The following is a 24,963-nucleotide window of genomic DNA, read 5'->3' as shown; positions in this document are numbered from 1 at the left end:
TCGCTGGAATGTGTGGTCTCTCCGCGTGCGAACAACGGGGAGGGACATGCGGATCAATCAGCTTGCGCGAAGCCGCGGAGTGCGCGCGGTCGCGCGGCTCGGTGTGCTGGCCGGCGCGGTCGGCGTCGCGGCGCTGACCGGCGCCCACGCGGCCGGTGCCGCGACCACGAATGCCGCCACCCGCGGCATCGTGATCGTCACCGAAGGGGCGGCCGCCACCGCCGGCGACAAGACCACCACTGAGGAAACCGGCACCACACCGACCAGCGAGGCCGACCCGGCCCCGACCGCGGACGAGGACGACCCGCCCGGCGACGGCGACACTCCGCCCGGCGACGGCGGTGGAGACACACCACCTGGCGGCGGCGACACCCCGCCGGGCGGCGGTGGCGAAACCCCGCCAGGCGATGGCGGCGGGGATGGCGGCGGTGACGGTGGCGAGACCCCGCCAGGCGACGGCGGCGGCGACGGCGGCGGTGACGGTGGCGAGAACCCGCCGGGCAATGGCGGTGAGAATCCGCCGGGCAACGGTGGGGAGAATCCGCCGGGCAACGGTGGTGAAAACCCGCCGGGCAACGGTGGGGAGAACCCGCCCGGCAACGGCGGCGAGAACCCGCCGGGCAACGGTGGGGAGAACCCGCCCGGTAACGGTGGTGAGAATCCGCCGGGCAACGGCGGCGAGAACCCGCCGGGCAACGGTGGGGAGAACCCGCCCGGCAACGGCGGCGAGAACCCGCCGGGCAACGGTGGGGAGAATCCGCCCGGTGACGGCGAGAACCCGCCCGGTGGCGGCGGTGGTGACGGTGAGACGCCTCCGGGTGACGACGGGCCGGATGACAACCCGCCCGCGGCCGACCCCGGCAACGGTGACGCCGATCAGAACGGCGTCATCACCCCGGACGACGACAACGACGCCGGTGGTGTCGGTGGCTCGGGCGACAGCAACCCGATCCTCGCGCTGACCGGTGCCAACTCGGCTGGCATGGCCGGTACCGGTGCGGCCGTCGTGGTCGGTGGTGTGGTGCTGCTGCTCGTCACCCGGCGGCGCCGGGCCGAGTCGCAGGCCTGACCTCGAACAGCCGGCCGTGACCCCTGGTCACGGCCGGCTGTGGCCTTGCCGGCGCCGGCGGATCGGATCTTGACGGGACATCGGCGCTGGCCACTGCCTGGTAATCTGCGACGTTGTGACCGATCAGAGCCGTATGCCGGGCTACGGTCCCTTCCAGGAAGGCGCCGAGCCGACCACCCACGTCACCGCGGAGCCCCAGTCGGCCCCGAGCGACCAGCCACCCCACGGCATCCCCGGTCAGCCCACCGGCTCACCGATCCCTCACTCGCCGAGTCCGAGCAGCGGCGCCCCACACGCGAGCAGCGGCGCACACGCGAGCAGCGGCGCCCCACACGCGAGCAGCGGCGCCCCACACGCGAGCAGCGGCGCCCCACCCGCGAGTAGCGGCCCGTGGCCCGGCAGCGGCTCACCCGCACCGAGCAGCGGCGCCCCGCCGGCAGCCGGCGGTCAGTGGCCGGTCAGCGGTTCACCCGCACCGAGCAGCGGCGCCCCGCCCGCAGCCGGCAGCCAGTGGCCGGTCAGCGGGTCACCCGCTCCGAATAGCGGGACACCCGATCCCACGAGCGGCACCCCGTACCCCGGCGTGCCGTCGAGCCCGCCTTATCCGGCAAATCCGTCAAGCCCGTCATATCCGACCGGTCCCTCAAGCGGGGCGAGCCCGGGCGGCGCCTCCTACGGCCCGTTCCACGGAGACCCGTATCAGGCTCCCGCCGAAAGCAACCCCTACGGCTTCTCCTCACCCCCAGGCCGCCGCATCGAGCCGACCCCGCCGCCCGATCGCGGCCGCTTCTTCGTCGGGCTACTGGCCGGCCTCATCGCCGGGCTTCTCCTCTTCGGCGCCGGCGGCTTCTTCGCCGGCCGCGCCACCGCCCCCGAATCCCGGGCCGACACCCCGAAGCCCGCCCCCACCGCCGGCCTCGGCGTCTTCGAGCAGAGCCAAGCCGCCCTCAACGCCCCCGACTTCGCCGGCACCGGTCTCGTCACCCTCTCCGAGGGCTGGCTTCCTTTCCTCTCCACCTGTGGTCGCAGCGGCACCCCCGGCGGCCCCAAGCTCAGCCCCGGCGAGAAGGTCCGCGTCCGCTGCACCCTCGACGGCATGAGTGCGATCTTCGTCGAGTACGACGACGTCGCCGAGCGGGACAAGGCGCGCGTCAAGGCCATGGGTCAGGCCGTCGACGCCCGGACGCTCACCCCTGGGGTGGGCCCGGCCACCGAAGGGCCTACCCCGAGCGGGCGAACCACCGGAAACTACGTGGAATACGCGTATCGTCTCACCGAAGGCGGAACCACCCGGACCGTGAGCGGTCTCTGGTGGGACGACGCCCGCGCGCCCGTGGCGGGTTTCCTGCTCGCCTACTGGAAGGAGGGTGTCGGTGAGAAGTGGGAGCCGATGCGCGATCTCTGGTCCAGGTACGCCTGAATTGCGGTGACCTGGGGGTAAGCAGTACTGAATCATGGATCCTTGACCGAAGTGGCACTCGCGACCTAGCCTCGCGTTACACAAGGTTTGTTCGACCATCGCATGCAACACGCACAACATAGATCGCATTACATTACGGCATCACTTATCAAGTAAGATGCCGCCCGAAGCGCCGAACCGCGGAACCCGAGGCGCCGAGGGCTTGACATACAGCGGTCGGCCCCGGCGTACCCACGCCAGCGGAGGGGCCTGATCTCTCCTGCGCATCCGCGGCCTTGGTCGGGCATCCCACAGATGGCCCGCGCGCGTGTTCGTGCCGGGCGGCGAAGGGAGACGCGGCGTGCTGACCGCCCTGGACTGGGTGCTGGTGGTGGCGATCGTCGTCCTCGCCGCCTTTGTGGTGGCCGGCATGCTGCTCGGCGCCCGGGCGCTGCGTCACCTCAAGAAGACCGACACGCAGGGTTCGGGTCAGGCGGTCGACGACGCGCTCGCCAAGGTCGACGACGCCAATGCCAAGGCCGCTTCCGTACGGGCTGAGGCCGCCGCCGCCAAAGCCGAGGCCAACGCCGCTCGGGCCGAGGCCCGCCGCGTTCTCGAGGACGCGCACAGCGAGGCCGACACCATCCTCGAGCGGGCCCACCGCCAGGCCGAGGCCGACGCCGAGCAGGTCCGTTCCGCCGCCCGCCGTTCCGGCGAGCGCGAGGTCGCGCTGCTCAACGCCACCGCCAAGGAGCACGCGGCCGAGGTCGAGCGCCGCGCCGCCCGCATCGACGAGCGGGAGCGGCTGCACGCCGACGAGGTCGAGCGCCTGGTCGAGCGGGAGCGCCGCCTCGCGAGCATGGACACCGATCTCTCCTCGCGGGAGGCCGCCCTCTCCGTCAAGGAGGCCGAGCTGGCCGGGGCCGAGGAGGAGCGGCGCCGCGAGCTGGAGCGGGTCGCCGCCCTGACCGCCGAGGCGGCCCGGGCCGAGCTGGTCGAGAGCATCGAGGCCCAGGCCAAGCGCGAGGCCGCGATCATCGTCCGGGACATCGAGGCCGACGCCAAGAGCACGGCCGACACCCGGGCCCGGCACATCGTGGTCGACGCCATCCAGCGGATCGCCAGCGAGCAGACCTCGGAGAGCGTGGTCAGCGTCCTCCACCTGCCCAGCGACGAGATGAAGGGCCGGATCATCGGCCGCGAGGGCCGCAACATCAGGGCCTTCGAGTCGGTCACCGGCGTCAACCTCATCATCGACGACACCCCCGAGGCCGTCCTCCTGTCGTGCTTCGACCCGGTTCGCCGCGAGGTCGGCCGGCTCACCTTGGAGAAGCTGGTGCTGGACGGGCGTATCCACCCGCACCGCATCGAGGAGGTCTTCGAGAGCGCCAAGAACGAGGTCGACGTGCTCTGCGACCGGGCCGCCGAGGAGGCGCTGGTCGACGTCGGCATCACCGACCTGCACCCGGAGCTCAAGAAGCTGCTGGGCCGGCTGCGCTACCGCACCAGCTACGGCCAGAACGTGCTCAAGCATCTGGTCGAGACCGCCCACATCGCCGGCATCATGGCCGCCGAGCTGGGCCTGGACGTGCCGACCATGAAGCGGGCGGCCTTCCTGCACGACATCGGCAAGGCGCTCACCCACGAGGTCGAGGGCAGTCACGCGCTGATCGGCGCCGACCTGGCCCGCAAGTACGGCGAGTCGGAGGACGTGGTGCACGCGATCGAGGCGCACCACAACGAGGTTCAGCCGCAGACGATCGAGGCCGTGCTGACACAGGCGGCCGACGCCTGCTCCGGGGGCCGGCCCGGCGCTCGGCGGGAGAGCCTGGAGGCGTACGTCAAGCGTCTCGAGCGCATCGAGGAGATCGCCGCGAGCAAGGTGGGCGTGGAGAAGGTCTTCGCGATGCAGGCCGGCCGGGAGATCCGCGTGATGGTGCGGCCGGACGACGTCGACGACATCGGCGCCGCCGTCCTGGCCAGGGATGTTGCCAAGCAGATCGAGGAGGAGCTGACCTATCCGGGTCAGATCCGGGTCACCGTGGTGCGCGAGTCACGCGTCACCGAGCTCGCTCGTTAGGCCGAGCTGCTCGCGGAGGATGTCCGCGTGCCCGCAGTGCTGGGCCAGCTCGCGCAGCAGGTGCATGTACGCCCAGCGCAGCGGGAGCGGCCCGCGCCGGTTGCCCGGCAGCAGGTCGTCGAGGCCGATCGGGGCCGCCGCCCGCCGCGAGTTCTCGATCGTCTCGCGGTAGGCGTCCTGGATGCTCTCGATGGTGTCGTCGTCGTCCAGGATGAACGACTCGTCGGCGGTGAGCGGGATGCCCAGCTCGGCTCGCGACTTCCCGGTCACCGCCTCGCCGAACCAGACGTTCTCCACCATCGTCACGTGCTTGACCAGCCCGAGCAGGGTGGTGCGGGACGGCACCAGGGACGCGCGGGCCTGCTGCTCGCTGACCCCGTCGAGGCAGTCGAGGAGCGCCTTGCGGTGCTCGTCCAGAAATGCCTCGAACTGGACCTTGGCGGGCTCGTGAATGGCGTCGTCGGCGGAAATCATGAGCTCAGCATCTCATTCAGGTCAGGCAACGCCGCCGCCACCGCCCATGCCCGGGTCGGTCGCGCCCATGACCACGCCGCGGCCGTTCGCCCGGGGCGCCTTGCCGCTGCGGCGGGTGCGACGGCTGAGCCAGCCGGCGAACGAGGTGAGCACCGAGTTGACGGCGATGTAGATGATCGCGGCCACGATCGCGGCCTGGACCACGTTGCCGAAGTTGGCCGCCACGTTGTTGACGCCCAGCTGGAGCAGCTCGTTGTACGAGATGATGTAGCCGAGCGCGGTGTCCTTGACCAGCACGACGAGCTGGCTGACGATCACCGGCAGCATGGCGCGGGCCGCCTGCGGGATGAGGATGTGCCCCATCACCTGGCCCTTGCGCATGCCGATGGCGTACGCCGCCTCGCTCTGCCCGGCCGGGACCGATTTCACGCCTGCGCGGAACGCCTCGGCCAGCACCGACCCGTTGTAGAGGGTCAGGCCGATGACCACGGCCCAGAAGATCGACATGGGCTGCTCGGTCAGGTACGGCACGCCGAAGAAGATGAAGAACATCATCAACAGCAGGGGTACGGCCCGGAAGAACTCGACGACCGCACCGGCCGGCACCCGCACCCACCAGTGGTCGGAGAGCCGCCCGACCGCGAAGACCACGCCGAAGACCAGCGAGAGCGCCGCCGCGACGACGGCCGCCTCGAGCGTGTGCAGCAGGCCCGGCAGGATGTAGTCGGTCCACGTGCTCGACTGGGTGAAGGGCTTCCAGAGGGCGGCCGCCCACTGGCCCTTCTCGTCGAACTTCCGGTAGATCCAGTAGAGCAGCGCCAGCAGGAGGACGCCGAAGACGACCGTGAGGATCCGGTTGCGCGCCTTGGCGCGGGGCCCCGGGTGGTCGTAGAGGACAGCGTCGGTACTCACCGCTTCACCGCCAGGCGGTTGGCCAGCCAGCCGAAGGCGTAGCCGGTGGGGATCAGGACGATCGCGAACGTGCCGGCGAAGACCAGGAAGATCGGGACGACCGCGTCGCCGTTCTCGTTGATCAGCTGCTTCATGGCGTTCGACGACTCCATGAGGCCGATCGTGCCGACGATCGTGGCGTTCTTGCAGAGCGCGATGATGATGCTGCCCAGCGGCGCGATCACGGCGCGGCCGGCCTGGGGCAGGATGATCATGGTCAGGGTCTGCCGGAACGTCATGCCGATGGCCCGGGCCGCCTCGGCCTGGCCCGCGGGCACCGTGTTGATGCCGGAGCGGATCGCCTCGCAGACGAACGCCGCCGTGTAGACCGACAGACCGGTCACACCGAGCCAGAAGTTGTTCAGGTCGATGTCGTCGGAGAACGCGACGCCGAGCGTCGAGAAGAGGCCGAAGTAGCAGAAGAAGATGATCAGGGTGAGCGGCGTGTTCCGGAAGATGTTCACCCAGGCCGTGCCGAAGGCGCGCAGCACCGGGACGGGCGAGACCCGCATCGCGGCCAGCACGACGCCGAGCAGGAGAGCGCCGACGCCGCCGGCCAGGGTGAGCTTCAGGATCCAGAGGAACCCGGTGAGGTAGACCTCACGGTTGAGGGGATCGGAGAAGACGTCCATCGGCACCTTCGAGCGAAGAAAACCGCGAGGGCCGGATCACCGGCCCCCGCGGCACTGAAGAGGGATCAGGAGCAGTTCGTCAGCTTGGTGGCGTCGAGCTCGGGCGCGGCCTTGCCGCTCTTGCCGAGGGTGTCGTCCCAGGCCTTCTTGTACGACCCGTCGGCGGCGGCCGCCTTCAGGATGTCGTTGATCTTGTTGCAGCCGGCGGTGTCGTCCTTCTTGAGGCCGATGCCGTACGGCTCCTCGCTGAACGGCTTGCCGACCACCTTGAACTTGCCCGCGTACTGCTCCTGCGCCGCGTAGCCGGCCAGGATGATGTCGTCGGTCGTGACCGCGTCGACCTGACCGCCGGCCAGCGCCGTCACGCACTTGGAGTACGAGTCGAACTGCTGGAGCTTGGCGTCCTTGTAGTCGGTCTGGATCCGCTTGGCCGGGGTCGAGCCGCTCACCGAGCAGACCTTCTTGCCGGCCAGCGACTCCGGGCCGGTGATGGTCGAGGCGGTCGGCACGAGCAGGTCCTGACCGGCGACGAAGTACGGTCCGCCGAAGTTGACGACCTTCTTGCGCTCGTCGTTGATCGTGTACGTCGCGACGACCAGGTCGACCTGACCCTGCTGGATGTAGGGCTCGCGGTTGGCCGAGACCGTGGTCTTCCACTCGATGCCGCTGTCGGCCAGGCCCAGGCCCTTCGCGATGATCTTGCCGATCTCGACGTCGAAGCCGGTGTACGTGCTGCCGGTCTGCAGGCCGAGGCCGGGCTGGTCGGCCTTGACGCCGATGACCAGCTTGCCGCTCTCCGCCTTCTTGACGATGCCGGTGGCGCCGCTGCCGCTGCTGCCCGCGTCGTCGTCCCCGCCGCACGCGGCCACGGTCAGCGCCATCGCAACCGCGCCGAACGCGGCTGCCAAACGGGTGATGCGCATCATTGGGCTCCTCGAATATTCCTAGATGGACAACGGATCAGTGCGTGAGGATTTTGGAAAGGAAGTCCTTGGCGCGATCGCTTTTCGGATTGGCGAAGAACTCCGCCGGCGGCGCTGATTCGACCAGTTGGCCGTCGGCCATGAAAACGACGCGGTTGGCCGCGTGGCGCGCGAATCCCATCTCGTGCGTCACGACGACCATCGTCATTCCCTCGCGGGCCAGCGACGTCATCACGTCGAGCACCTCGCCGACCATCTCGGGGTCGAGCGCGCTGGTCGGCTCGTCGAACAGCATCGCCTTGGGCTGCATGGCCAGGGCCCGCGCGATCGCCACGCGCTGCTGCTGGCCGCCGGAGAGCTGCGCCGGATATTTCTCGGCCTGGTTGCCGATGCCGACCCGGTCGAGCAGCGACATGGCCCGCTCGCGGACCTCGGCCGGCTTTTCCTTGCGCACCTTGACCGGCCCGAGCATGACGTTCTGCAGGATCGTCTTGTGCGCGAACAGGTTGAAGGACTGGAAGACCATGCCGACCTCGCTGCGCAGCCGGGCCAGGGAGCGGCCCTCGGCGGGCAGGGGGCGGCCGTCGAAGGTGATGGTGCCGGAGTTGATCGGCTCGAGCCGGTTGATCGCGCGGCAGAGCGTGGACTTCCCGGAGCCCGACGGTCCGATCACGACGACGACCTCGCCTCGGGCCACCGACAGATCCACGTCCTGGAGCACGTGAAGCGGCCCGAAGTACTTGTTCACCTTGTCGAGGACGATGAGAGCCTCGTCGGACACTGCTGGACCACCGTCCCGTCATTGGGTTTCACCCGGATGGGCACACTCTATGTGGGCTCTTGTATCGGTTCACGCCGAGAATGGTCACGGACTGGTAACTCACCCTTCGCAATGCGCCATCATTGTCCACCATGTTCGGTATGGCTGACACCGATCCGACAGGCGGCCTCTGGAACTGGGCAGTTGGCGCCCCCTTCGACCCGGATCGTGTGCGCGGTGCTTTGGCCGGCACGCTGGAGCGTTCGGTGGTCCCCCTGGAAGCCGACGGGGACGTTCTTTGCGACGTCTACGAGGTCGGTGGCGACTTCCCGACACTGGTCGACGTCTATCTCGCGCCCTCGCGTGTCGACGAGGCCACGGCCGCGAGCGCCGTCTCGGTCCGGCTGGGTGCCGCGGTCCTGCTTCCGGACGACTCCCTCGACCCTTCGCGGTACGTCCTGGCGACGCCGGACGGCAGCCTGACCGCCGTCCAGGTCGACGAGGTCGAGACCGAGGACGGCCCCGAGCGTCGCAACGTGCGCCCCGCCACGCCATCGAGGTAACGAGTACCCTGGCCAATTGCCATGACTACCGAAACGCAGGGCGCCTCGCGCACGTACGACGTGCGCACCTATGGCTGCCAGATGAACGTGCACGACAGCGAGCGCATCTCCGGGCTGATGGAGGACGCCGGCTACGTGCGCGCGGCCGATCCCGAGTCGGCCGACGTGGTGGTCTTCAACACCTGCGCGGTCCGGGAGAACGCCGACAACCGCCTCTACGGCAACCTCGGCCACCTGCGCCCCACCAAGGTGAAGAACCCCGACATGCAGATCGCGGTCGGCGGCTGCCTGGCGCAGAAGGACCGCGGCGACATCGTCAAGAAGGCGCCCTGGGTCGACGTCGTCTTCGGCACCCACAACATCGGCTCGCTGCCGGCGCTGCTCGAGCGGGCGCGGCACAACTCCGAGGCCGAGGTCGAGATCCTCGAGTCGCTCGAGGTCTTCCCGTCGACGCTGCCCACCAAGCGCGAGTCGACCTACGCCGGCTGGGTGTCGATCTCGGTGGGCTGCAACAACACGTGCACCTTCTGCATCGTGCCGTCGCTGCGCGGCAAGGAGAAGGACCGCCGTCCCGGCGAGATCCTGGCCGAGGTCGAAGCTCTCACCAAAGAGGGTGTCCTCGAGGTCACCCTGCTGGGCCAGAACGTCAACTCGTACGGCGTGGAGTTCGGCGACCGGCTCGCCTTCGGCAAGCTGCTGCGCTCCACCGGCACCATCGAGGGGCTGGAGCGGGTCCGCTTCACCAGCCCGCACCCGAAAGACTTCACCGACGACGTGATCGCCGCGATGGCCGAGACGCCGAACGTCTGCCACTCGCTGCACATGCCGCTGCAGTCCGGCTCCGACCGGGTGCTCAAGGCCATGCGGCGCAGCTACCGCCAGGAGAAATACCTGGGCATCATCGACAAGGTCCGCGCCGCCATGCCGGACGCCGCCATCACCACCGACATCATCGTCGGTTTCCCGGGCGAGACCGAAGAAGATTTCGAGCAGACCCTCGAGGTCGTACGCCAGGCCCGGTTCTCCAGCGCCTTCACGTTCCAATATTCCAAGCGCCCGGGCACACCGGCCGCCGTGATGGAGGAGCAGCTGCCCAAGGCCGTGGTCCAGGAGCGCTACGAGCGCTTGGTCGCGCTCCTCGAGGAGATCACCTGGGCCGAGAACAAGAAGCTGGTCGGCGAGAAGGTCGAGGTGCTGGTCGCGGTCGGCGAGGGCCGCAAGGACGAGCGTACGGGCCGTCTCAGCGGCCGGGCCCGCGACGGCCGCCTGGTCCACTTCGCGACCGGCGACCTCACCCCGCGCCCCGGCGACATCGTCGAGACCGTGGTCACGTACGCCGCTCCCCACCACCTGAACGCCGACGGCGCCCCGCTGTCCCACCGCCGCACCCGCGCCGGCGACGCCTTCGAGGCCGGCCGCACCCCGAAGCTGAAGGGTGTCTCCCTCGGCCTCCCGACCATCGGGGTTCCGGCCCCGCTGCCGGCGTCGACCGGCGGCTGCGCGGTCTGAAAACGGCGATGGCCCGGTCCCCGAGGGGACCGGGCCGTCTCTCTGACAGCTAGTTGGCCTGCTCGGCCAGGGCCAGGAACTGCTTCTTGGAGTTGAGCGCCTGCTCGGCCTCCTTGATGCGGCGGTTGTCGCCGGCGGCCTGGGCGCGGGCCAGCTTCTCCTCGGCCTCGGCCACCTGCTCGCGCATCTGCTGGAGCAGCGGGTTGTCCTGCGGCGAGGTCTTGCGCCAGGCCGAGTCCATCGCGACCCGGATGCGCTCCTCGGCGGCCCGCCAGCGGCGGTCGAGAGAAGCCGCGGACTCGCGGGGGACGCGGCCGGCGTCGTGCCAGGCGGCCTGGGCGTCACGCAGCTTGTTCTGCGCGCCGCGCGGGTCGGCGTCGACGTCGAGCGCCTCCACCTCGGCCAGGATGGCCTGCTTGCGGTCGAGGTTGCCCTTGTATTCGGCGTCGCGGGCCGAGAAGACCTCGGAACGGCGGGTGAAGAACGCGTCCTGCGCGGCCCGGAAACGCTCCCAGAGGCGCTGCTCGGCCTCCTTGGCGGCGCGCGGTGCGGCCTTCCACTCGGCCATCAGGTCCTTGAGCCGGTTGGCCGTGGCCGACCACTCGGTCGACTCGGACAGGCTCTCGGCCTCCTTGACCAGCTCTTCCTTCGCCGTCTGGGCCTGCTTGCGCTGACCGTCGAGGGTGGCGAAGTGCGCGCCCCGGCGGCGGGTGAAGCCGTCGCGGGCGGTCGCGAAGCGCTTCCACAGCTCGCCGTCGGTCTTCTTGTCGACGCCGCGGATCGTCTTCCACTCGTCGAGGATCTCCTTGAGGCGGTCGCCGGCCGTCTTCCAGCCGGTGGCCTCGGCGGCGATCTTCTCGGCCTCCTCGACCAGCGCCGTCTTGCGGGCCAGGGCCTCGCCGCGGGCCACCTCGCGGGCCGCGCGGGCCTCGCCCGCCTTTTCCTCGGCGAGCGTGGCGAGCTTGTCGAGGCGGGCGTTGAGCCCGTCGATGTCGCCGACCACGTGCGCCTCGGCGAGCTCGGTGCGCAGGCGCTTGACGCTGCTCAGCGAGTGTGCCGCGTCGGCCGCTCCGGATTTCAGCCGCGCCTCGACGAGGTCGACCTCGGTCACCAGGTCGGCGAAGCGCCGGGCGAAGTGGGCCAGTCCCTCCTCCGGGGTGCCCGCCTGCCAGGAGCCGACCACGCGGTCGCCATCAGCGGTCTTCACGTACACGGTGCCGTCGGCATCCACGCGCCCGAAGGCCGTCCAGTCGTTCATGACCCATCCTCGTCTTCCCGGCGTCGCCGGTTCTGACGAACCGGTGACCACCGCCACAGCACAGTCGAACGCCAAGCTTCTCCATGGCATTCTTTCTCGCGCATTGTCACAGGTCCAACCGGGTTACGGGGAAGCGCCCGACGATGACCGTGGCCAAACAGTGTCCTACCGTGGCTTCGTGCCGTCGCCAGCCCCTTCACGCGTGATGACCGTCGTCGGGCCGACCGCGGCGGGCAAATCCGCCCTGAGTGTCGCGCTAGCCCACGAACTGGACGGCGAGGTCGTCAACGCGGACTCGATGCAGCTCTACCGGGGGATGGACATCGGCACGGCCAAGCTCACCCTGGCCGAGCGCGAGGGCGTGCCCCATCACCTGCTGGACATCTGGGACGTGACCGAGCCGGCCGCGGTCGCCGAATATCAGGGGCTGGCCCGCGCGGCCATCGACGACATCATGGCCCGGGGGCGCGTGCCGATCCTGGTCGGCGGGTCGGGCCTCTATGTGCGGGCGGTGCTGGAGGAGTTCTCGTTCCCGGGCACGGACCCGGTCATCCGGGCCGGCCTCGAGGCGGAGCTCGCTGCGGACGGCGCCGGGCCCCTCTATGAGCGGCTGCGTTCGCTCGACCCGGTGGCGGCCGCGGCCATCCTGCCCTCGAACGGCCGGCGGATCGTGCGGGCGCTGGAAGTCATCGAGCTGACCGGTCAGCCGTTCACGGCGTCACTGCCCGACCCGGTGCCGCACTACCCGTCGGTGCAGATCGGCGTGGATCGGTCCGTCGAGGCTCTCGACGAGCGGATCGCGCTCCGGGTGGATCTGATGTGGCAGGCGGGACTTCTGGACGAGGTCCGGCGTCTGCTTCCCCTCGGTCTGCGAGAGGGGCGCACCGCGTCGCGCGCGCTCGGCTATCAGCAGGCGATCGCCGAACTCGACGGCCTCATGTCGGATTTGTCGGCCAAAGAAGACACGGTGCGGGGGACGCGCCGATTCGTACGGCGGCAGCGCTCCTGGTTCCGCCGTGACCCGGCGATCCACTGGCTCGACGGGGCGTCGGGCACGCTCGTGGCGGACGCGCTGGCGCTTACGCGATGATGGACGGCGTGTTGTTCACCAAGGGCCACGGCGCCGGCAACGACTTCGTCATCGTCCCCGACCCCGACGGCGCGCTCGACCTGACGCCGTCGCAGGTCGCCGCCCTCTGCGACCGCCGCTTCGGCATCGGCGCCGACGGCGTCCTGCGCGTCGTCCGCAGCGCGAAGGACTCCGCCGGCGAGGGCTACGCGGCCGAGGCCGAGTGGTTCATGGACTACCGCAACGCCGACGGCTCGATCGCCGAGATGTGCGGCAACGGCACCAGGGTCTTCGCGCGCTATCTGGTCACACACGGTCTGGCCACTCCCGGCCCGTCCGGGCTGCCGATCGCGACGCGGGCGGGCGTCGTGGTCGCGCTCTTCGTGGGCGACGAGGTGCGGGTGCGCATGGCACCCCCGCGGGTGTACGCCGCCAGCACCGCGACCACCGGGCCGTTGACGTTCCCGGGCGTGGCCGTCGACTGCGGCAACCCCCATCTGGTCTGCGCCCTGCACGACGGCTTGAAGCTTCCGTCGCTCGACCTGTCGGTGTCGCCCGGCTTCGACCCGGCTCTGTTCCCGGCCGGGGTCAATGTCGAGTTCGTGACACCGGCGTCCCCGATCGAGGGCGCCGACCTGCACGTGGACATGCGCGTCTACGAGCGGGGCTCCGGCGAGACCCTGGCCTGCGGTTCGGGCGCCCTGGCGGTCGGCGCGGTGGCCCTGCGCGACGCGGGCCTGTCACAGGGCGTGGTGGCGGTCGACCTCCCCGGCGGCCGCCTGACCGTGACCCACGACGAGAACGGCAACTGGTGGCTCGCGGGCCCGGCCGTCCTGGTCGCCACCGGCGAGACCGACCTGGAGACCCTCATCCGATGACGGCCCCCGGCGGAGCTCCCGCCGCGGACCGCGTCGCCGCTCCCACCGCGGACCGCGTCGCGGCTCCTGCCGCAGGCCCCGTCGCCGGTCGCGGCGCGCACCGGGTCGCGCATCGCGGCTATTCGGCGGTCGCGCCGGAGAACACGCTGCCCGCCTTCGCGGCGGCCGTGCGCGGCGGCGCGACCTTCGTCGAGTTCGACGTGCGCACCACGGCCGACGACGTCCCCGTGGTCATCCACGACCGCACACTGGACCGCACCACGACCGGCGCCGGTCACGTCTGGGACCACGACCTGGCCTCGCTGGCCCGGCTCGACGCCGGTTCGTGGTTCTCCCCGGCCTACGAGGGTGTGCGCGTGCCCACGCTGGCCGAGACGCTGGCGCTGCTGGCGGCGCCGGGCCCGCAGCTCCTCCTGGAGATCAAGCCCCCGGCCACCCTGCCCGAGGTCAAGACGATCATGGAGATGGTGACCGCCGCCGGCCTGGCCGACCGCACCGTTGTCCAGAGCTTCGACCCCGAGGTGATCCGCCTGGTCCGCGAGGCCGCCCCCGGCGTCCGCCGCGGCCTGCTGCGCCTCCGCTTCGAGGCCGACACGATCCCGCTGGCCGAGGAGCTCGGCGTCGTCTGCTGCAATCCGTCGACGGCCGACGTCCTGGGCGCTCCCCACACCGTGATCGAGCTGGCCACCCGGGGCATCGACGTCATGCCCTGGACCGCCAACGACATGACGGAATGGCCCACACTGCTGGCCACCGGCGTGGCCGGCCTGATCACCGACCACGTGGCCGAACTCACCGGCTGGTCCGCCGCGCGCCCGGCCAGATAGCGGGCCGGGCTGCCCGGTCGTGGGCGGCCGTAACGAATGACGGGCGCCGGAGGCGCCAGCTTTCGTTGCAGGACAGCCCGGAAGCCCGCGACGGCCCGGACCACCCGCCCAGCTGTCCGCTGCGGCGGGTGGTGTCGGACGATTCGTACTTAAAAGGTTTCTTCTGGCGCGGTTTCGAGCTCGACCTCGGGCAGCGCGGCCGCGTTGTGCTGCTGCGGCCCCCGGACGGCGGCGCGGATGGCAGCCGCCACCGCCGGAGTGACACGCGGGTCGAAGACGCTGGGGATGATGACCGTCGGGTTCAGCTTGTCCTCGCCGACGACGTCCGCGATCGCGTTGGCCGCGGCCAGGGCCATCTCCTCGGTGAACTCCTCGGCGCTGACGTCGAGCATGCCCCGGAAGACGCCCGGGAAGGCCAGCACGTTGTTGATCTGGTTGGGCTGGTCGGAACGGCCGGTCGCCACGACGGCGGCGTGCCGGCGGGCGGCACGGGGATCGACCTCGGGGTCGGGGTTGGCCAGCGCGAAGACGATCGACTTGTCGGCCATCTTGGCGATGTCGTCGCCGGTGAGCAGGTTCGGGGCGCTGACGCCGATGAAGACGTCGGCGCCGACGATCGCGCCCGGCAGGTCACCGGAGTAGTTGTTCTTGTTCGTGTGGTCGGCCAGCCACTGCCACGTCTCCGACATGTCGGCCATGCCGCGGTGAAGGGCGCCTTTCCGGTCGTACGCGATGATGTCGCCCACGCCCTGGCGGAGCAGCAGCTTCATGATCGCGGTGCCGGCCGCGCCCGCCCCCGAGACGACCACGCGGACGTCCTCGAGGCGCTTGCCGACCACGCGCAGCGCGTTCGTCAGCGCCGCGAGCACGCAGATCGCGGTGCCGTGCTGGTCGTCGTGGAAGACCGGGATGTCGAGCTGCTCGCGCAGGCGGGCCTCGATCTCGAAGCAGCGCGGCGCCGCGATGTCCTCGAGGTTGATGCCGCCGTAGGCCGGCGCGATGGCCTTGACGATCTTCACGATCTCGTCGGTGTCCTGCGTGTCGAGGACCACGGGCCACGCGTCCACGCCGCCGAAGCGCTTGAACAGGGCGGCCTTGCCCTCCATGACCGGCATGGCCGCGGCCGGGCCGATGTTGCCCAGGCCGAGCACGGCCGAGCCGTCGCTGACCACGGCGACCGTGTTGCGCTTGATCGTGAGCCGGCGGGCGTCGGCCGGATTTTCCGCGATGGCCATGCAGACCCGGGCCACACCCGGGGTGTACGCCCGGGAGAGCTCGTCGCGGTTGCGGAGCGCGACCTTGGAGCTGACCTCGATCTTGCCACCGAGGTGCAGCAGGAAGGTGCGGTCGGAGACCTTGCGGACGTCGACGCCGTCCTGCTCCTCGAGCGTCTTGACCACCTGGTCGGCGTGGCTCGAGTCGGCGGTGTCGCAGGTGAGGTCGACCAGGACGCGGCTGGGGTCGGAATCGACCACGTCGAGAGCGGTCACGATCGCGCCGGCCTCGCCGACACAGGTGGTGAGCCGGCCGATGGACGAGGCGTCCGCGGTCACAGCTATCCGGATCGTGATCGAGAATCCTGCGCTGGGCAGGCGGGTCGTCACCACGGTGTTCCCTCCGACGTTGGCGGGTGCTTCACCGTAATCTTGCTCCCCCGGAATACTCGATTCCCACCGGGGCGTTGTGCCTTGTCCTGTCACTGAACGAAAACGCCCGGCACCTTTATGTGGATGCGCTCCTACCCTGGACGTGCCACGATCGGTGCCGAGGAGGTCACTTTTGCGAAACTCTTACCAGGCACCCGTACTCGAACTGGACGAGCCGGATCCCACGACCGGCGAGCTCGAGCTCGAGGAGCGGCATTCGCTACGGCGGGTCGCCGGTCTCTCCACCGAGCTCACCGACATCACCGAGGTCGAGTACCGTCAGCTCAGGCTCGAGCGGGTCGTCCTGGTCGGCGTGTGGACCGAGGGCTCCGTGCAGGACGCGGAAAACTCGCTGACCGAGTTGGCCGCGCTGGCCGAGACCGCCGGCTCCCAGGTGCTCGAGGGTCTGATCCAGCGGCGTTCCCGCCCCGACACGGCCACGTTCATCGGCCGCGGAAAGGTCGAGGAGCTGCGGGACGCGGTCGTCGCGACCGGCGCCGACACCGTCATCTGCGACGGCGAGCTGTCCCCGTCGCAGCTTCGTAACCTCGAGCAGCAGATCAAGGTCAAGGTCGTCGACCGGACCGCGCTGATCCTCGACATCTTCGCCCAGCACGCGAAGAGCAAAGAGGGTAAGGCGCAGGTCGAGCTGGCCCAGCTCCAATACTTCCTGCCGCGTCTGCGCGGTTGGGGTGAGTCGCTGTCCCGGCAGGGCGGTGGCGCCGGTGGCGGTTCCGGTGGTGGCGGCGTCGGCACCCGTGGTCCGGGTGAGACGAAACTCGAGACCGACCGTCGCCGCATCAACCAGCGCATCGCCAAGCTGCGCCGGGAGATCAAGGCCATGCGGACCGTACGCCAGACCAAGCGTTCCCGCCGGCAGAGCAGCGGAGTGCCGTCGGTGGCGATCGCCGGATATACCAACGCGGGCAAGTCCAGCATCCTCAACCGGCTGACCCAGGCCGGTGTGCTGGTGGAGAACGCGTTGTTCGCCACGCTCGACCCGACCACCCGGCGCACGGCGGCCGAGGATGGCCGTGTCTACACGCTGTCCGACACCGTCGGCTTCGTCCGGCACCTGCCGCACCAGATCGTGGAGGCGTTCCGCTCCACGCTCGAGGAGGTGTCGTACTCCGACCTGGTCGTGCACGTCGTCGACGGCTCCCACCCCGACCCCGAGGGTCAGGTGAGCGCGGTCCGCGAGGTGCTGGCCGACGTCGACGCCGACAAGCTGCCCGAGCTTCTGGTCATCAACAAGATGGACGCCGCGGACGAGGAGACGATTCTGCGGCTGAAGCGGGCGTGGCCGGACGCGGTCTTCGTGTCGGCCCGTTCCGGGCAGGGCATCGCGGAGCTGCACGCGGCCATCGCGGAGCGGCTGCCGAAGCCGGCGGTCGAGTTGCGCGTTCTGCTGCCCTATGACCGGGGTGACCTGGTCGCCCGGATTCATCGATCCGGTCAGGTGTTGCAGACCCGCCATTTGGACGAGGGCACCGAGCTCCGCATCCGCGTCGATGAGCGACTTGCTGGCGAACTGGAGTCGTTCCGACACTGAGCGTGCGGCGTCACCGATGAGGTGATCCACGCGTAACACCGGCACGGGACGCCGCATGCGACACTGATCGGATGCGGCGTCTCGTCTTTCCGGTCATCGTGGCCTCCGGGCTCGTGATGGCCGGTCCGTCCAGTGCGTTTGCCGACGATCCGGCACCGGTTGTCAGCGCCCCCTCGGTCGCGGGCAAGAAGATGTGCAAGATCGCGGACAAGCGCCTCGACGAGGTCTCCGGGCTCGTCGCCACCAAGACCGGCTACATCGTCATCAACGACGGCACGCTCGACGAAAAGAAGAAGAAGATCTTCTTCCTCAACGCGAAGTGCGCGGTCGTCAAAGAGGTCGACTACAGCGGCAAGGGCCCGCTCGACACCGAGGACATGATCCTCTCGGCCGACGGCCGCACGCTGTGGATCGCCGACATCGGCGACAACGACTTCGACAACGACAAGAGCCGCGACACCATCGGCCTCTGGAAGATGCCGGTCAGCGGAGCGTCGGAGCCGGTGCTCTACCGTCTCACCTTCCCCGACGCTCACCACGACGCCGAGGCGCTGCTCCTCAACGGCAACGGCACCCCGTTGATCGTCACCAAGGAGATTCAAAAGCCGGACGCTTCGGCGTACGTCTACGAGCCCACCGCCGCGCTCAAGACCGGCAAGACCGGCGTGCCGATGAAACTTGTCGCCAAGCTCACGGTCTCGGGTACGCAGACGGCCGGCAACCCGTACGCCCGCATCGGCAACAAGGTCATCACCGGCGGCGCCATCGCCCCCGGCGGCGGCAAGATCGCCCTGCGGACGTACACGGACGCCCTCGAGTGGGACGTCAAGAACGGCGACGTGCTGGCCGCGCTCAAGGAGAAGCCGCGCACGACCGGCCTGCCGAACGAGACGCTCGGCGAGGCGATCACGTACAGCCCCGACGGCAAGTTCTTCTACACGACGTCGGACATGAGCGGCGATACCGAGGCGGCCAACTACATCCTGCGCTACACGCCCGCCACCACGGTGGCCAAGGCGGCCGCCGGCGGCGAGGCCGGCGAGGAGAAGAAGTGGTACGCCGATCTCGAGCTGAGCGACATCACGTACGCGGTGGCCGGCGTCGGCGTGCTCGGCCTGATCCTGGTCGGTGTCGGCGTGTTCGGCATCGTCCGTTTCCGTAAGCGGGTGGCCGAGGAGCCCGACGAGCCGGTCGACGGCTTCGACAACCCGCTGGACGGCGAGCCGGAGACCGAGCTGATCGGTGTCGGCGGCGCCCCGCAGCGTGGTGTCTACGGCGGCAAGGGCGGCGCCCCGGCCCGGCCGTCGACGGACGGCGCGAACTCCGGAGCGGTGTACGGCGGCAACAAGAGCCCCGCCGGCGCGGTGCCTGCCGGGGCCGCAGCCGGCGCCGGGGTCTACGGCGGGGCGAAGGGCGCGCGCGGTCCGCAGGGCCAACCGCCTCGCGGCCCCCAGGGTCAGCCCGCTCGTGGCCCGCAGGGTCAGTCCGCGCGGGGCCAGGGTCAGCCGGCGCGAGGGCCCGAGGGTCAGCCTGGTCGTGGTCCGCAGGGGCAGCCGCCGCGGGGCCCTCAGGGTCAGCCCGCGCGGGGCCAGGGTCAGCCGGCGCGAGGGCCGGAGGGCCAGCCCGCTCGTGGTCCTCAGGGTCAGCCGGCTCGTGGTCCGCAGGGTCAGCCCGCGCGGGGCCAGGGTCAGCCGGCGCGTGGTCCTCAAGGGCAGCCGGCTCGTGGCCCGCAGGGGCAGCCGGCTCGTGGGCCCGAGGGACAGCCCGCTCGTGGGCCGCAGGGTCAGCCGCCGCGTGGGCCTCAGGGTCAGCCGCCGCGGGGTCCCCAGGGCCAGCCGGCTCGTGGCCCGCAGGCGCAGCCATCGCGAAACCCGCAGGGCCAGCCGGCTCGCGGTGGACAACAGCCCCCACGCGGCCCTCAGGGCCAGCCGCCGCGGGCCCCGCAAGGTCAGCCCGCTCGTGGTCCGCAAGGACAGCCCGCCCGTAACCCGCAGGGGCAGCCGCCCCGCGGTGGGCAACAGCCCCCTCGCGGTCCGCAGGGCCAGCCGCCTCGTGGCGGCGGGCAGGGCGGCGGCGTCTACGGCGGCGGCGGTCAGCAGCAGGCCCGCCCGGAGCCGGGACGGCAGCGCAACGACTACGCCGATTACCACCGCCGCCCCGAGGGCTACGGCCCCGGTTACGGCCCTCGCTAGACCCGGCGCAGGACGGCCACGACGCGGCCCATGATGGTCGCGTCGTCGCCGGGAATCGGGTCGAAGGCCGGGTTGGCCGGCATCAGCCAGACGTGGCCGTCGCGCTGGCGGTAGCTCTTCACCGTCGCCTCGCCGTCGATCATCGCGGCCACGATGTCGCCCGCGTCGGCGTTGGGCTGCTGGCGGACCACCACCCAGTCGCCGTTGCAGATGGCGGCGTCGATCATCGAGTCGCCCTTGACCTCGAGCATGAAGACGTCGCCCTCACCCACCAGCTCGCGCGGCAGCGGGAAGAACTCCTCCACGGCCTGCTCGGCCAGGATCGGCCCACCGGCCGCGATGCGGCCCACCAGCGGCACGTAGGCCGGCTGGGGCCGCGCCGAGCGCAGCGCCTCGTCGTCGACCAGCTCGTTGGGGGAGCGGACGTCGACCGCGCGCGGCCGGTTGGGGTCGCGGCGCAGGAAGCCCTTGGTCTCGAGCGCCTTCAGCTGATAGGCCACGCTGGACGGCGACACCAGGCCGACCGCCTCGCCGATCTCACGGACGCTGGGCGGATATCCGTACCGCTCGACCCAGCCCCGGATGAACTCGAGGATCTTGCGCTGGCGCGCGGTCAGCTCGGAGGTGACGGGGTCGGGGAACTGGCTGACCACGGGGGTGACGGAGCGCAGTTGCGGTGCGTCGGCGGCGCGTCCGCGGCTCGGCGAGCGACGTCGCGGGGCGGCCGTGGTGATCGCTCCGTTGTCAGGCTTGCTCTCATGTTGCCGGCTCGTCCGGTCGTCGGTCGACACGTCCGCCCTCCCTGTCGGCCAGTGCCTCGTCGGCACGTGGTGCTCTCGCGGAGCCGGAACGGAACGCCGTGGGGATGGCGCCTGCCCGGCTGACCCCTCTTGAGGGAGAACCGTAATGGCGCGGTACGACATATTCAAACATCTGTACGACATTCTTCCGGCGTGTCGCCCGGAAGTGCTCGACTTCCGTACGCCTGTTCTGATAGACCGTCGTACGGGCGTTCGATCGAACGCCCGTACGATGATCACATTTCCCGTGATCATTTTCCGAGGTCGAGCGGGGTGGCGAGACTGATGGTGAGCAACGGCGTACGGCATGTCGAACCGCCCCTGCGGCTCACCCGGCGCGGCCGCGCCGTGGTTCTTGGTTTTCTCGTTCTCCTGGCTTCACTGGCCAGTGCCGTGTTGTTCACCACGGCGTCGCGGGCTGACGAGCCGCCCGCGGGCCCGCCGCCTACGATCGTCGTCCGGCCGGGTGACACGCTCTGGGATCTCGCCGCGCGCGAGTTGCCTGATCGGCATGGTCAGGCGGGTGTCGACGAGCTGCGCCGGCTCAACGGGCTGAGCGGCTACGGCGTACACCCGGGCGATGTTTTGATCCTGCCCTACGGCTCTTGATCGACTCGAACCGTAACGAAAGATCAACCGCTCGTGTTGAGTCGGAAAATACGGCGCGTCGGCACGCCGCTGAACTTGCGCCCGCGTCCGCCGGGGCATAGCGTCTACCCCAACATCTAGTAGTTACAAGGGTGTAAGTCATCCACAGGTTGGGGTTACCGCCCACCGGTTATCCACAGGCCGTCCACAGCGGCGAGCTGGTGTCCACCAGCGCGACGCTGCGTTTTGCCATGTCCGGATCCGGGTTCGGGAGGTTGCTGGAGGGGGTTAACGGTGCGCTGCCCGTACTGTCGTCACGCCGACTCGCGCGTCGTCGACTCACGTGAGGCCGACGACGGTCAGCTGATCCGTCGCCGCCGCTCGTGCCCCGAGTGCGGCAAGCGGTTCACCACGGTCGAGGAAGCGGTTCTGGCCGTCGTGAAGCGCAGCGGGGTCACCGAGCCCTTCAGTCGTACGAAGATCATGAGCGGGGTTCGCAAGGCCTGTCAGGGCCGGCCCGTCGACGAGGACTCGATCGCGCTGCTGGCGCAAAAGGTCGAGGAGACCGTCCGGGCCAAGGGCGCGGCCGAGATCCCCAGCCACGAGGTGGGTCTGGCGATCCTCGCCCCGTTGCGCGACCTCGACCAGGTGGCCTACCTCCGGTTCGCGAGTGTGTACAAGTCCTTCGACTCGCTCGACGAGTTCGAGAAGGAGATCACCGCCCTCCGTGAGGCGGCGATCGCCCGGGAGGCCGCGGTGCGGCACGCCGTGGCGCCGCGATCCGGCGGTCGCGCACCCAAGATCAACAGCTAGAGCAGCAGGCTTCGAGTGGCAGACGTAGTAGTTACGAGGGGGAGCAGTATGGCCGGGGACGGCGTAACAGCAGGCAGGCAGCGCAGCCGGGCGAACGGCAACGGCGCGCCGGCCGGCAGCGGGGGGCTGCGGGTCGAGCGGGTCTGGACGACCGAGGGTGTCCACCCGTACGACGAGGTCGAGTGGGAGCGCCGCGACGTCGTCATGACGAACTGGCGGGACGGCTCGATCAACTTCGAGCAGCGCGGCGTCGAGTTCCCGAAGGACTGGAGCGTCAACGCGGCCAACATCGTCACCACCAAGTACTTCCGGGGCGCGGTCGGCACCCCGCAGCGCGAGCAGTCGCTCCGCCAGCTCATCGACCGGGTCGTGCAGACGTACCGCAAGGCCGGCGAGGACTTCGGTTACTTCGCCACCAAGGCCGACGCCGAGGTCTTCGACCACGAGCTGACCTGGATGCTGCTGCACCAGGTGTTCAGCTTCAACTCGCCGGTCTGGTTCAACGTCGGCACGTCGTCGCCGCAGCAGGTCAGCGCCTGCTTCATCCTGTCGGTCGACGACTCGATGGACTCGATCCTCGACTGGTACAAGGAAGAGGGGCTGATCTTCAAGGGCGGCTCCGGCTCCGGCGTCAACCTGTCGCGCATCCGCTCGTCCAAGGAGCTCCTCTCCTCCGGCGGCACGGCCAGCGGCCCGGTCAGCTTCATGCGCGGCGCCGACGCCAGCGCGGGCACCATCAAGTCCGGTGGCGCCACCCGCCGCGCGGCCAAGATGGTCATCCTCGACGTCGACCACCCCGACATCGAGGAGTTCGTGCAGACCAAGGCGCGCGAGGAAGACAAGATCCGCGCCCTGCGTGACGCCGGCTTCGACATGGACCTGGGCGGCTCCGACATCGTCTCGGTGCAGTACCAGAACGCCAACAACTCGGTCCGCGTCTCCGACGAGTTCATGCGGGCCTACGAGGAGGGCGGCGACTTCGCCCTGCGCGGCCGCCTGCACGGCGAGGAGATCGAGCGGGTCGACGCGAAGAAGCTGTTCCGCGACATCGCCAAGGCCGCCTGGGAGTGCGCCGACCCCGGTCTGCAGTACGACGACACGATCAACGACTGGCACACCAACCCCGAGACCGGCCGCATCACCGCGTCCAACCCCTGCTCGGAGTACATGTCGCTGGACGACTCGTCCTGCAACCTGGCCTCGCTCAACCTGATGAAGTTCCTGACTCCCGAGGGCGGCTTCGAGGTCGAGAAGTTCGTCAAGAGCGTCGAGTTCATCATCACCGCGATGGACATCTCGATCTGCTTCGCCGACTTCCCGACCGAGCGGATCGGCGTCACCACGCGCGCCTACCGCCAGCTCGGCATCGGCTACGCCAACATCGGCGCCCTGCTGATGGCCTCGGGCCTGCCGTACGACTCGGAGGCCGGCCGCAGCGTCGCCGGCGCCATCACCTCGCTCATGACGGGCACGGCCTACCGTCGCTCGGCCGAGCTGGCCGGTGTCGTCGGCGCCTACGACGGCTACGCCCGCAACGCCGAGGCCCACAAGCGGGTCATGCGCAAGCACGCCGCCGCGAACGACGCGATTCGCCCGGCCAACGCCGTCGCGACCGCGATCGTCAAGGAGGCCACCAAGCAGTGGCAGGCCGGCAACAAGATCGGTGAGAAGAACGGCTGGCGCAACGCCCAGGCGTCCGTGCTCGCCCCCACCGGCACCATCGGCCTGATGATGGACTGCGACACCACCGGCATCGAGCCCGACCTGGCCCTGGTCAAGTTCAAGAAGCTCGTCGGCGGCGGCTCGATGCAGATCGTCAACCAGACGGTCCCGCGCGCCCTGCGCAGCCTCGGCTACCCCGAGGAGCAGGTCGAGGCGATCGTCGAGCACATCTCCGACCACGGCAACGTCGTCGACGCCCCCGGCCTCAAGCCGGAGCACTACGCGGTCTTCGACTGCGCCATGGGCGAGCGCGCGATCGCCCCGATGGGCCACGTGCGCATGATGGCCGCGGTCCAGCCGTTCATCTCGGGCGCCATCTCCAAGACGGTCAACATGCCCGAGACGGCGACCATCGAGGAGATCGAGAACATCCACTACCAGGGCTGGAAGCTCGGCCTGAAGGCGCTCGCGATCTACCGCGACAACTGCAAGGTCGGCCAGCCGCTCTCGGCCGCGGGCAAGAAGAAGGACACGGCCGAGACCACCCCGGCCGCCTCGACCGAGGTCGAGCCGGTCGTCGAAAAGGTCATCGAGTACCGCCCGGTCCGCAAGCGCCTCCCGAAGAAGCGCCCGTCGGAGACGGTGTCGTTCTCGGTCGGCGGCGCCGAGGGCTACCTCACCGCGTCGTCCTACCCCGACGACGGCCTCGGCGAGGTCTTCCTGAAGATGTCGAAGCAGGGCTCGACCCTGGCCGGCGTCATGGACGCCTTCTCGGTGGCGATCTCGATAGGACTGCAGTACGGCGTCCCGCTGGAGACGTACGTCAGCAAGTTCACCAACATGCGCTTCGAGCCGGCCGGCATGACCGACGACCCGGACGTCCGCATGGCGAGCTCGGTGATGGACTACATCTTCCGCCGTCTGGCCCTCGACTTCCTGCCGTACGACACCAGGGCCGACCTGGGCATCTTCACGGCCAAGGAGCGCGCCGCCCAGGTGCAGGCCGAGGCCGCCGCCGAGGCCGCCGCGGCCCCGGTCGACCTGGCCGGCATGGCTGCTTCGGCCCCCGTGGCCCCGGCGGCCGAGGTGACCGCCGAGCCCAAGCTCGTGGTCACCGAGCCCACCACCGACCCCGAAAAGGCGGCCCCGGCCTCCGTAGGCTCGTCCACCGAGCTGCTCGAGATCGTCATGGGCCAGTCCGCCGACGCCCCGTTGTGCTTCACCTGCGGCACAAAGATGCGCCGAGCCGGCAGCTGCTACGTCTGCGAGGGCTGCGGCTCCACTTCCGGCTGCAGCTAATTCCCGGCGGAGTTCTCTT

General features: G+C 70.0%; 21 protein-coding genes. 13 read left to right on the top strand and 8 right to left on the bottom strand.

The annotated features are described in order from the left end of the window. Positions 1-79: 79 nt before the first annotated feature. The 3 genes from ACQP2X_RS42445 (at position 80) to rny (ending at position 4,548) form a co-directional block, all read left to right on the top strand. Complete coding sequence (locus ACQP2X_RS42445; protein ID WP_498691620.1) at positions 80-1,069, top strand: hypothetical protein; 990 nt, start codon at positions 80-82, stop codon at positions 1,067-1,069. 115 nt (positions 1,070-1,184) lie between these two features. Next, the gene (locus tag ACQP2X_RS42440) at positions 1,185-2,489 is read left to right on the top strand and encodes a hypothetical protein (RefSeq protein WP_498691618.1); all 1,305 of its coding nucleotides are present in this window, start codon (positions 1,185-1,187) and stop codon (positions 2,487-2,489) included. A 343-nt stretch (positions 2,490-2,832) separates the two neighbouring features. After that, entirely contained in the window at positions 2,833-4,548 is a 1,716-nt protein-coding gene (rny, locus tag ACQP2X_RS42435) for a ribonuclease Y (protein WP_498701203.1), read from the top strand. Here the strand turns inward: rny and ACQP2X_RS42430 are convergent. The 5 genes from ACQP2X_RS42430 to ACQP2X_RS42410 form a co-directional block, all read right to left on the bottom strand. After that, a complete protein-coding gene (locus ACQP2X_RS42430; protein WP_498691617.1) occupies positions 4,522-5,022 on the bottom strand; it encodes a DinB family protein in 501 nt (166 codons plus the stop codon). The two genes, rny and ACQP2X_RS42430, sit on opposite strands and share 27 nt — an antisense overlap. A gap of 21 nt (positions 5,023-5,043) precedes the next feature. Further along, on the bottom strand, positions 5,044-5,934 hold the full coding sequence (locus tag ACQP2X_RS42425) for an amino acid ABC transporter permease (RefSeq protein ID WP_498691615.1): 891 nt from the start codon (positions 5,932-5,934) through the stop codon (positions 5,044-5,046). Further along, positions 5,931-6,605 carry an amino acid ABC transporter permease gene (locus tag ACQP2X_RS42420; RefSeq protein WP_498691614.1) on the bottom strand — a complete coding sequence of 225 codons (675 nt, stop codon included), beginning with the start codon at positions 6,603-6,605 and terminating at the stop codon, positions 5,931-5,933. The genes ACQP2X_RS42425 and ACQP2X_RS42420 overlap by 4 nt, the downstream gene beginning before the upstream one ends. A 65-nt stretch (positions 6,606-6,670) precedes the next feature. Continuing rightward, on the bottom strand, positions 6,671-7,528 hold the full coding sequence (locus tag ACQP2X_RS42415; RefSeq protein WP_498691613.1) for a glutamate ABC transporter substrate-binding protein: 858 nt from the start codon (positions 7,526-7,528) through the stop codon (positions 6,671-6,673). A gap of 37 nt (positions 7,529-7,565) precedes the next feature. Then, positions 7,566-8,309 (bottom strand): amino acid ABC transporter ATP-binding protein, encoded by a 744-nt coding sequence (locus tag ACQP2X_RS42410; protein ID WP_360241692.1) that lies wholly within the window; start codon positions 8,307-8,309, stop codon positions 7,566-7,568. A gap of 140 nt (positions 8,310-8,449) precedes the next feature. Between ACQP2X_RS42410 and ACQP2X_RS42405 the strand changes: the two genes are divergently transcribed. Both ACQP2X_RS42405 and miaB read left to right on the top strand, forming a co-directional pair. Continuing rightward, positions 8,450-8,851, top strand: coding sequence for a hypothetical protein (locus ACQP2X_RS42405; protein ID WP_498691610.1), 402 nt, complete (start codon positions 8,450-8,452; stop codon positions 8,849-8,851). 21 nt (positions 8,852-8,872) lie between these two features. Then, entirely contained in the window at positions 8,873-10,360 is a 1,488-nt protein-coding gene (gene miaB / locus ACQP2X_RS42400) for a tRNA (N6-isopentenyl adenosine(37)-C2)-methylthiotransferase MiaB (RefSeq protein WP_498691608.1), read from the top strand. Positions 10,361-10,409: 49 nt separating this feature from the next. Here the strand turns inward: miaB and ACQP2X_RS42395 are convergent, their stop codons facing one another. Then, complete coding sequence (locus ACQP2X_RS42395) at positions 10,410-11,618, bottom strand: DUF349 domain-containing protein (RefSeq protein WP_498691607.1); 1,209 nt, start codon at positions 11,616-11,618, stop codon at positions 10,410-10,412. Between the two features lie 205 nt (positions 11,619-11,823). Here ACQP2X_RS42395 and miaA point away from each other — a divergent pair, with 205 nt between their 5' ends. Genes miaA through ACQP2X_RS42380 form a run of 3 tightly spaced genes read left to right on the top strand, consistent with a single transcriptional unit; the run spans position 11,824 to position 14,392 of the window. Further along, positions 11,824-12,708 (top strand): tRNA (adenosine(37)-N6)-dimethylallyltransferase MiaA, encoded by an 885-nt coding sequence (gene miaA, locus ACQP2X_RS42390; protein ID WP_498701200.1) that lies wholly within the window; start codon positions 11,824-11,826, stop codon positions 12,706-12,708. Positions 12,709-12,716: 8 nt separating this feature from the next. Beyond that, complete coding sequence (gene dapF / locus ACQP2X_RS42385) at positions 12,717-13,565, top strand: diaminopimelate epimerase (protein ID WP_498691605.1); 849 nt, start codon at positions 12,717-12,719, stop codon at positions 13,563-13,565. Then, the gene (locus ACQP2X_RS42380; RefSeq protein ID WP_498691604.1) at positions 13,562-14,392 is read left to right on the top strand and encodes a glycerophosphodiester phosphodiesterase; all 831 of its coding nucleotides are present in this window, start codon (positions 13,562-13,564) and stop codon (positions 14,390-14,392) included. The genes dapF and ACQP2X_RS42380 overlap by 4 nt, the downstream gene beginning before the upstream one ends. Positions 14,393-14,541: 149 nt before the next feature. Here ACQP2X_RS42380 and ACQP2X_RS42375 read toward each other — a convergent pair whose 3' ends face one another. Continuing rightward, positions 14,542-15,999, bottom strand: coding sequence for an NAD-dependent malic enzyme (locus ACQP2X_RS42375; protein ID WP_498691602.1), 1,458 nt, complete (start codon positions 15,997-15,999; stop codon positions 14,542-14,544). A 172-nt stretch (positions 16,000-16,171) separates the two neighbouring features. Between ACQP2X_RS42375 and hflX the strand changes: the two genes are divergently transcribed. Further along, positions 16,172-17,590, top strand: a complete 1,419-nt coding sequence (gene hflX / locus ACQP2X_RS42370) for a GTPase HflX (protein ID WP_498691600.1) — start codon at positions 16,172-16,174, stop codon at positions 17,588-17,590. A gap of 71 nt (positions 17,591-17,661) precedes the next feature. Continuing rightward, on the top strand, positions 17,662-19,782 hold the full coding sequence (locus ACQP2X_RS42365) for a hypothetical protein (RefSeq protein WP_498691599.1): 2,121 nt from the start codon (positions 17,662-17,664) through the stop codon (positions 19,780-19,782). On the opposite strand, the gene lexA is transcribed toward ACQP2X_RS42365, so the two are convergent. Further along, positions 19,779-20,573, bottom strand: coding sequence for a transcriptional repressor LexA (gene lexA / locus ACQP2X_RS42360; RefSeq protein ID WP_498691598.1), 795 nt, complete (start codon positions 20,571-20,573; stop codon positions 19,779-19,781). The two genes, ACQP2X_RS42365 and lexA, sit on opposite strands and share 4 nt — an antisense overlap. Before the next feature lie 282 nt (positions 20,574-20,855). Here lexA and ACQP2X_RS42355 point away from each other — a divergent pair, with 282 nt between their 5' ends. The 3 genes from ACQP2X_RS42355 to ACQP2X_RS42345 all read left to right on the top strand — a co-directional run bounded on the left by ACQP2X_RS42355 (position 20,856) and on the right by ACQP2X_RS42345 (position 24,944). After that, positions 20,856-21,191 carry a LysM peptidoglycan-binding domain-containing protein gene (locus tag ACQP2X_RS42355; protein WP_498691597.1) on the top strand — a complete coding sequence of 112 codons (336 nt, stop codon included), beginning with the start codon at positions 20,856-20,858 and terminating at the stop codon, positions 21,189-21,191. Between the two features lie 273 nt (positions 21,192-21,464). After that, entirely contained in the window at positions 21,465-21,983 is a 519-nt protein-coding gene (gene nrdR, locus ACQP2X_RS42350) for a transcriptional regulator NrdR (RefSeq protein WP_097318595.1), read from the top strand. 48 nt (positions 21,984-22,031) lie between these two features. Continuing rightward, on the top strand, positions 22,032-24,944 hold the full coding sequence (locus ACQP2X_RS42345; RefSeq protein ID WP_498691595.1) for a vitamin B12-dependent ribonucleotide reductase: 2,913 nt from the start codon (positions 22,032-22,034) through the stop codon (positions 24,942-24,944). Positions 24,945-24,963: the final 19 nt, after the last annotated feature.

It is taken from the genome of Actinoplanes sp. CA-131856 (assembly GCF_050956135.1).
GTDB lineage: Bacteria > Actinomycetota > Actinomycetes > Mycobacteriales > Micromonosporaceae > Actinoplanes.
Note: the sequence above shows the minus strand (reverse complement) of the source record. Positions and strands in the feature narration are given on the sequence as shown.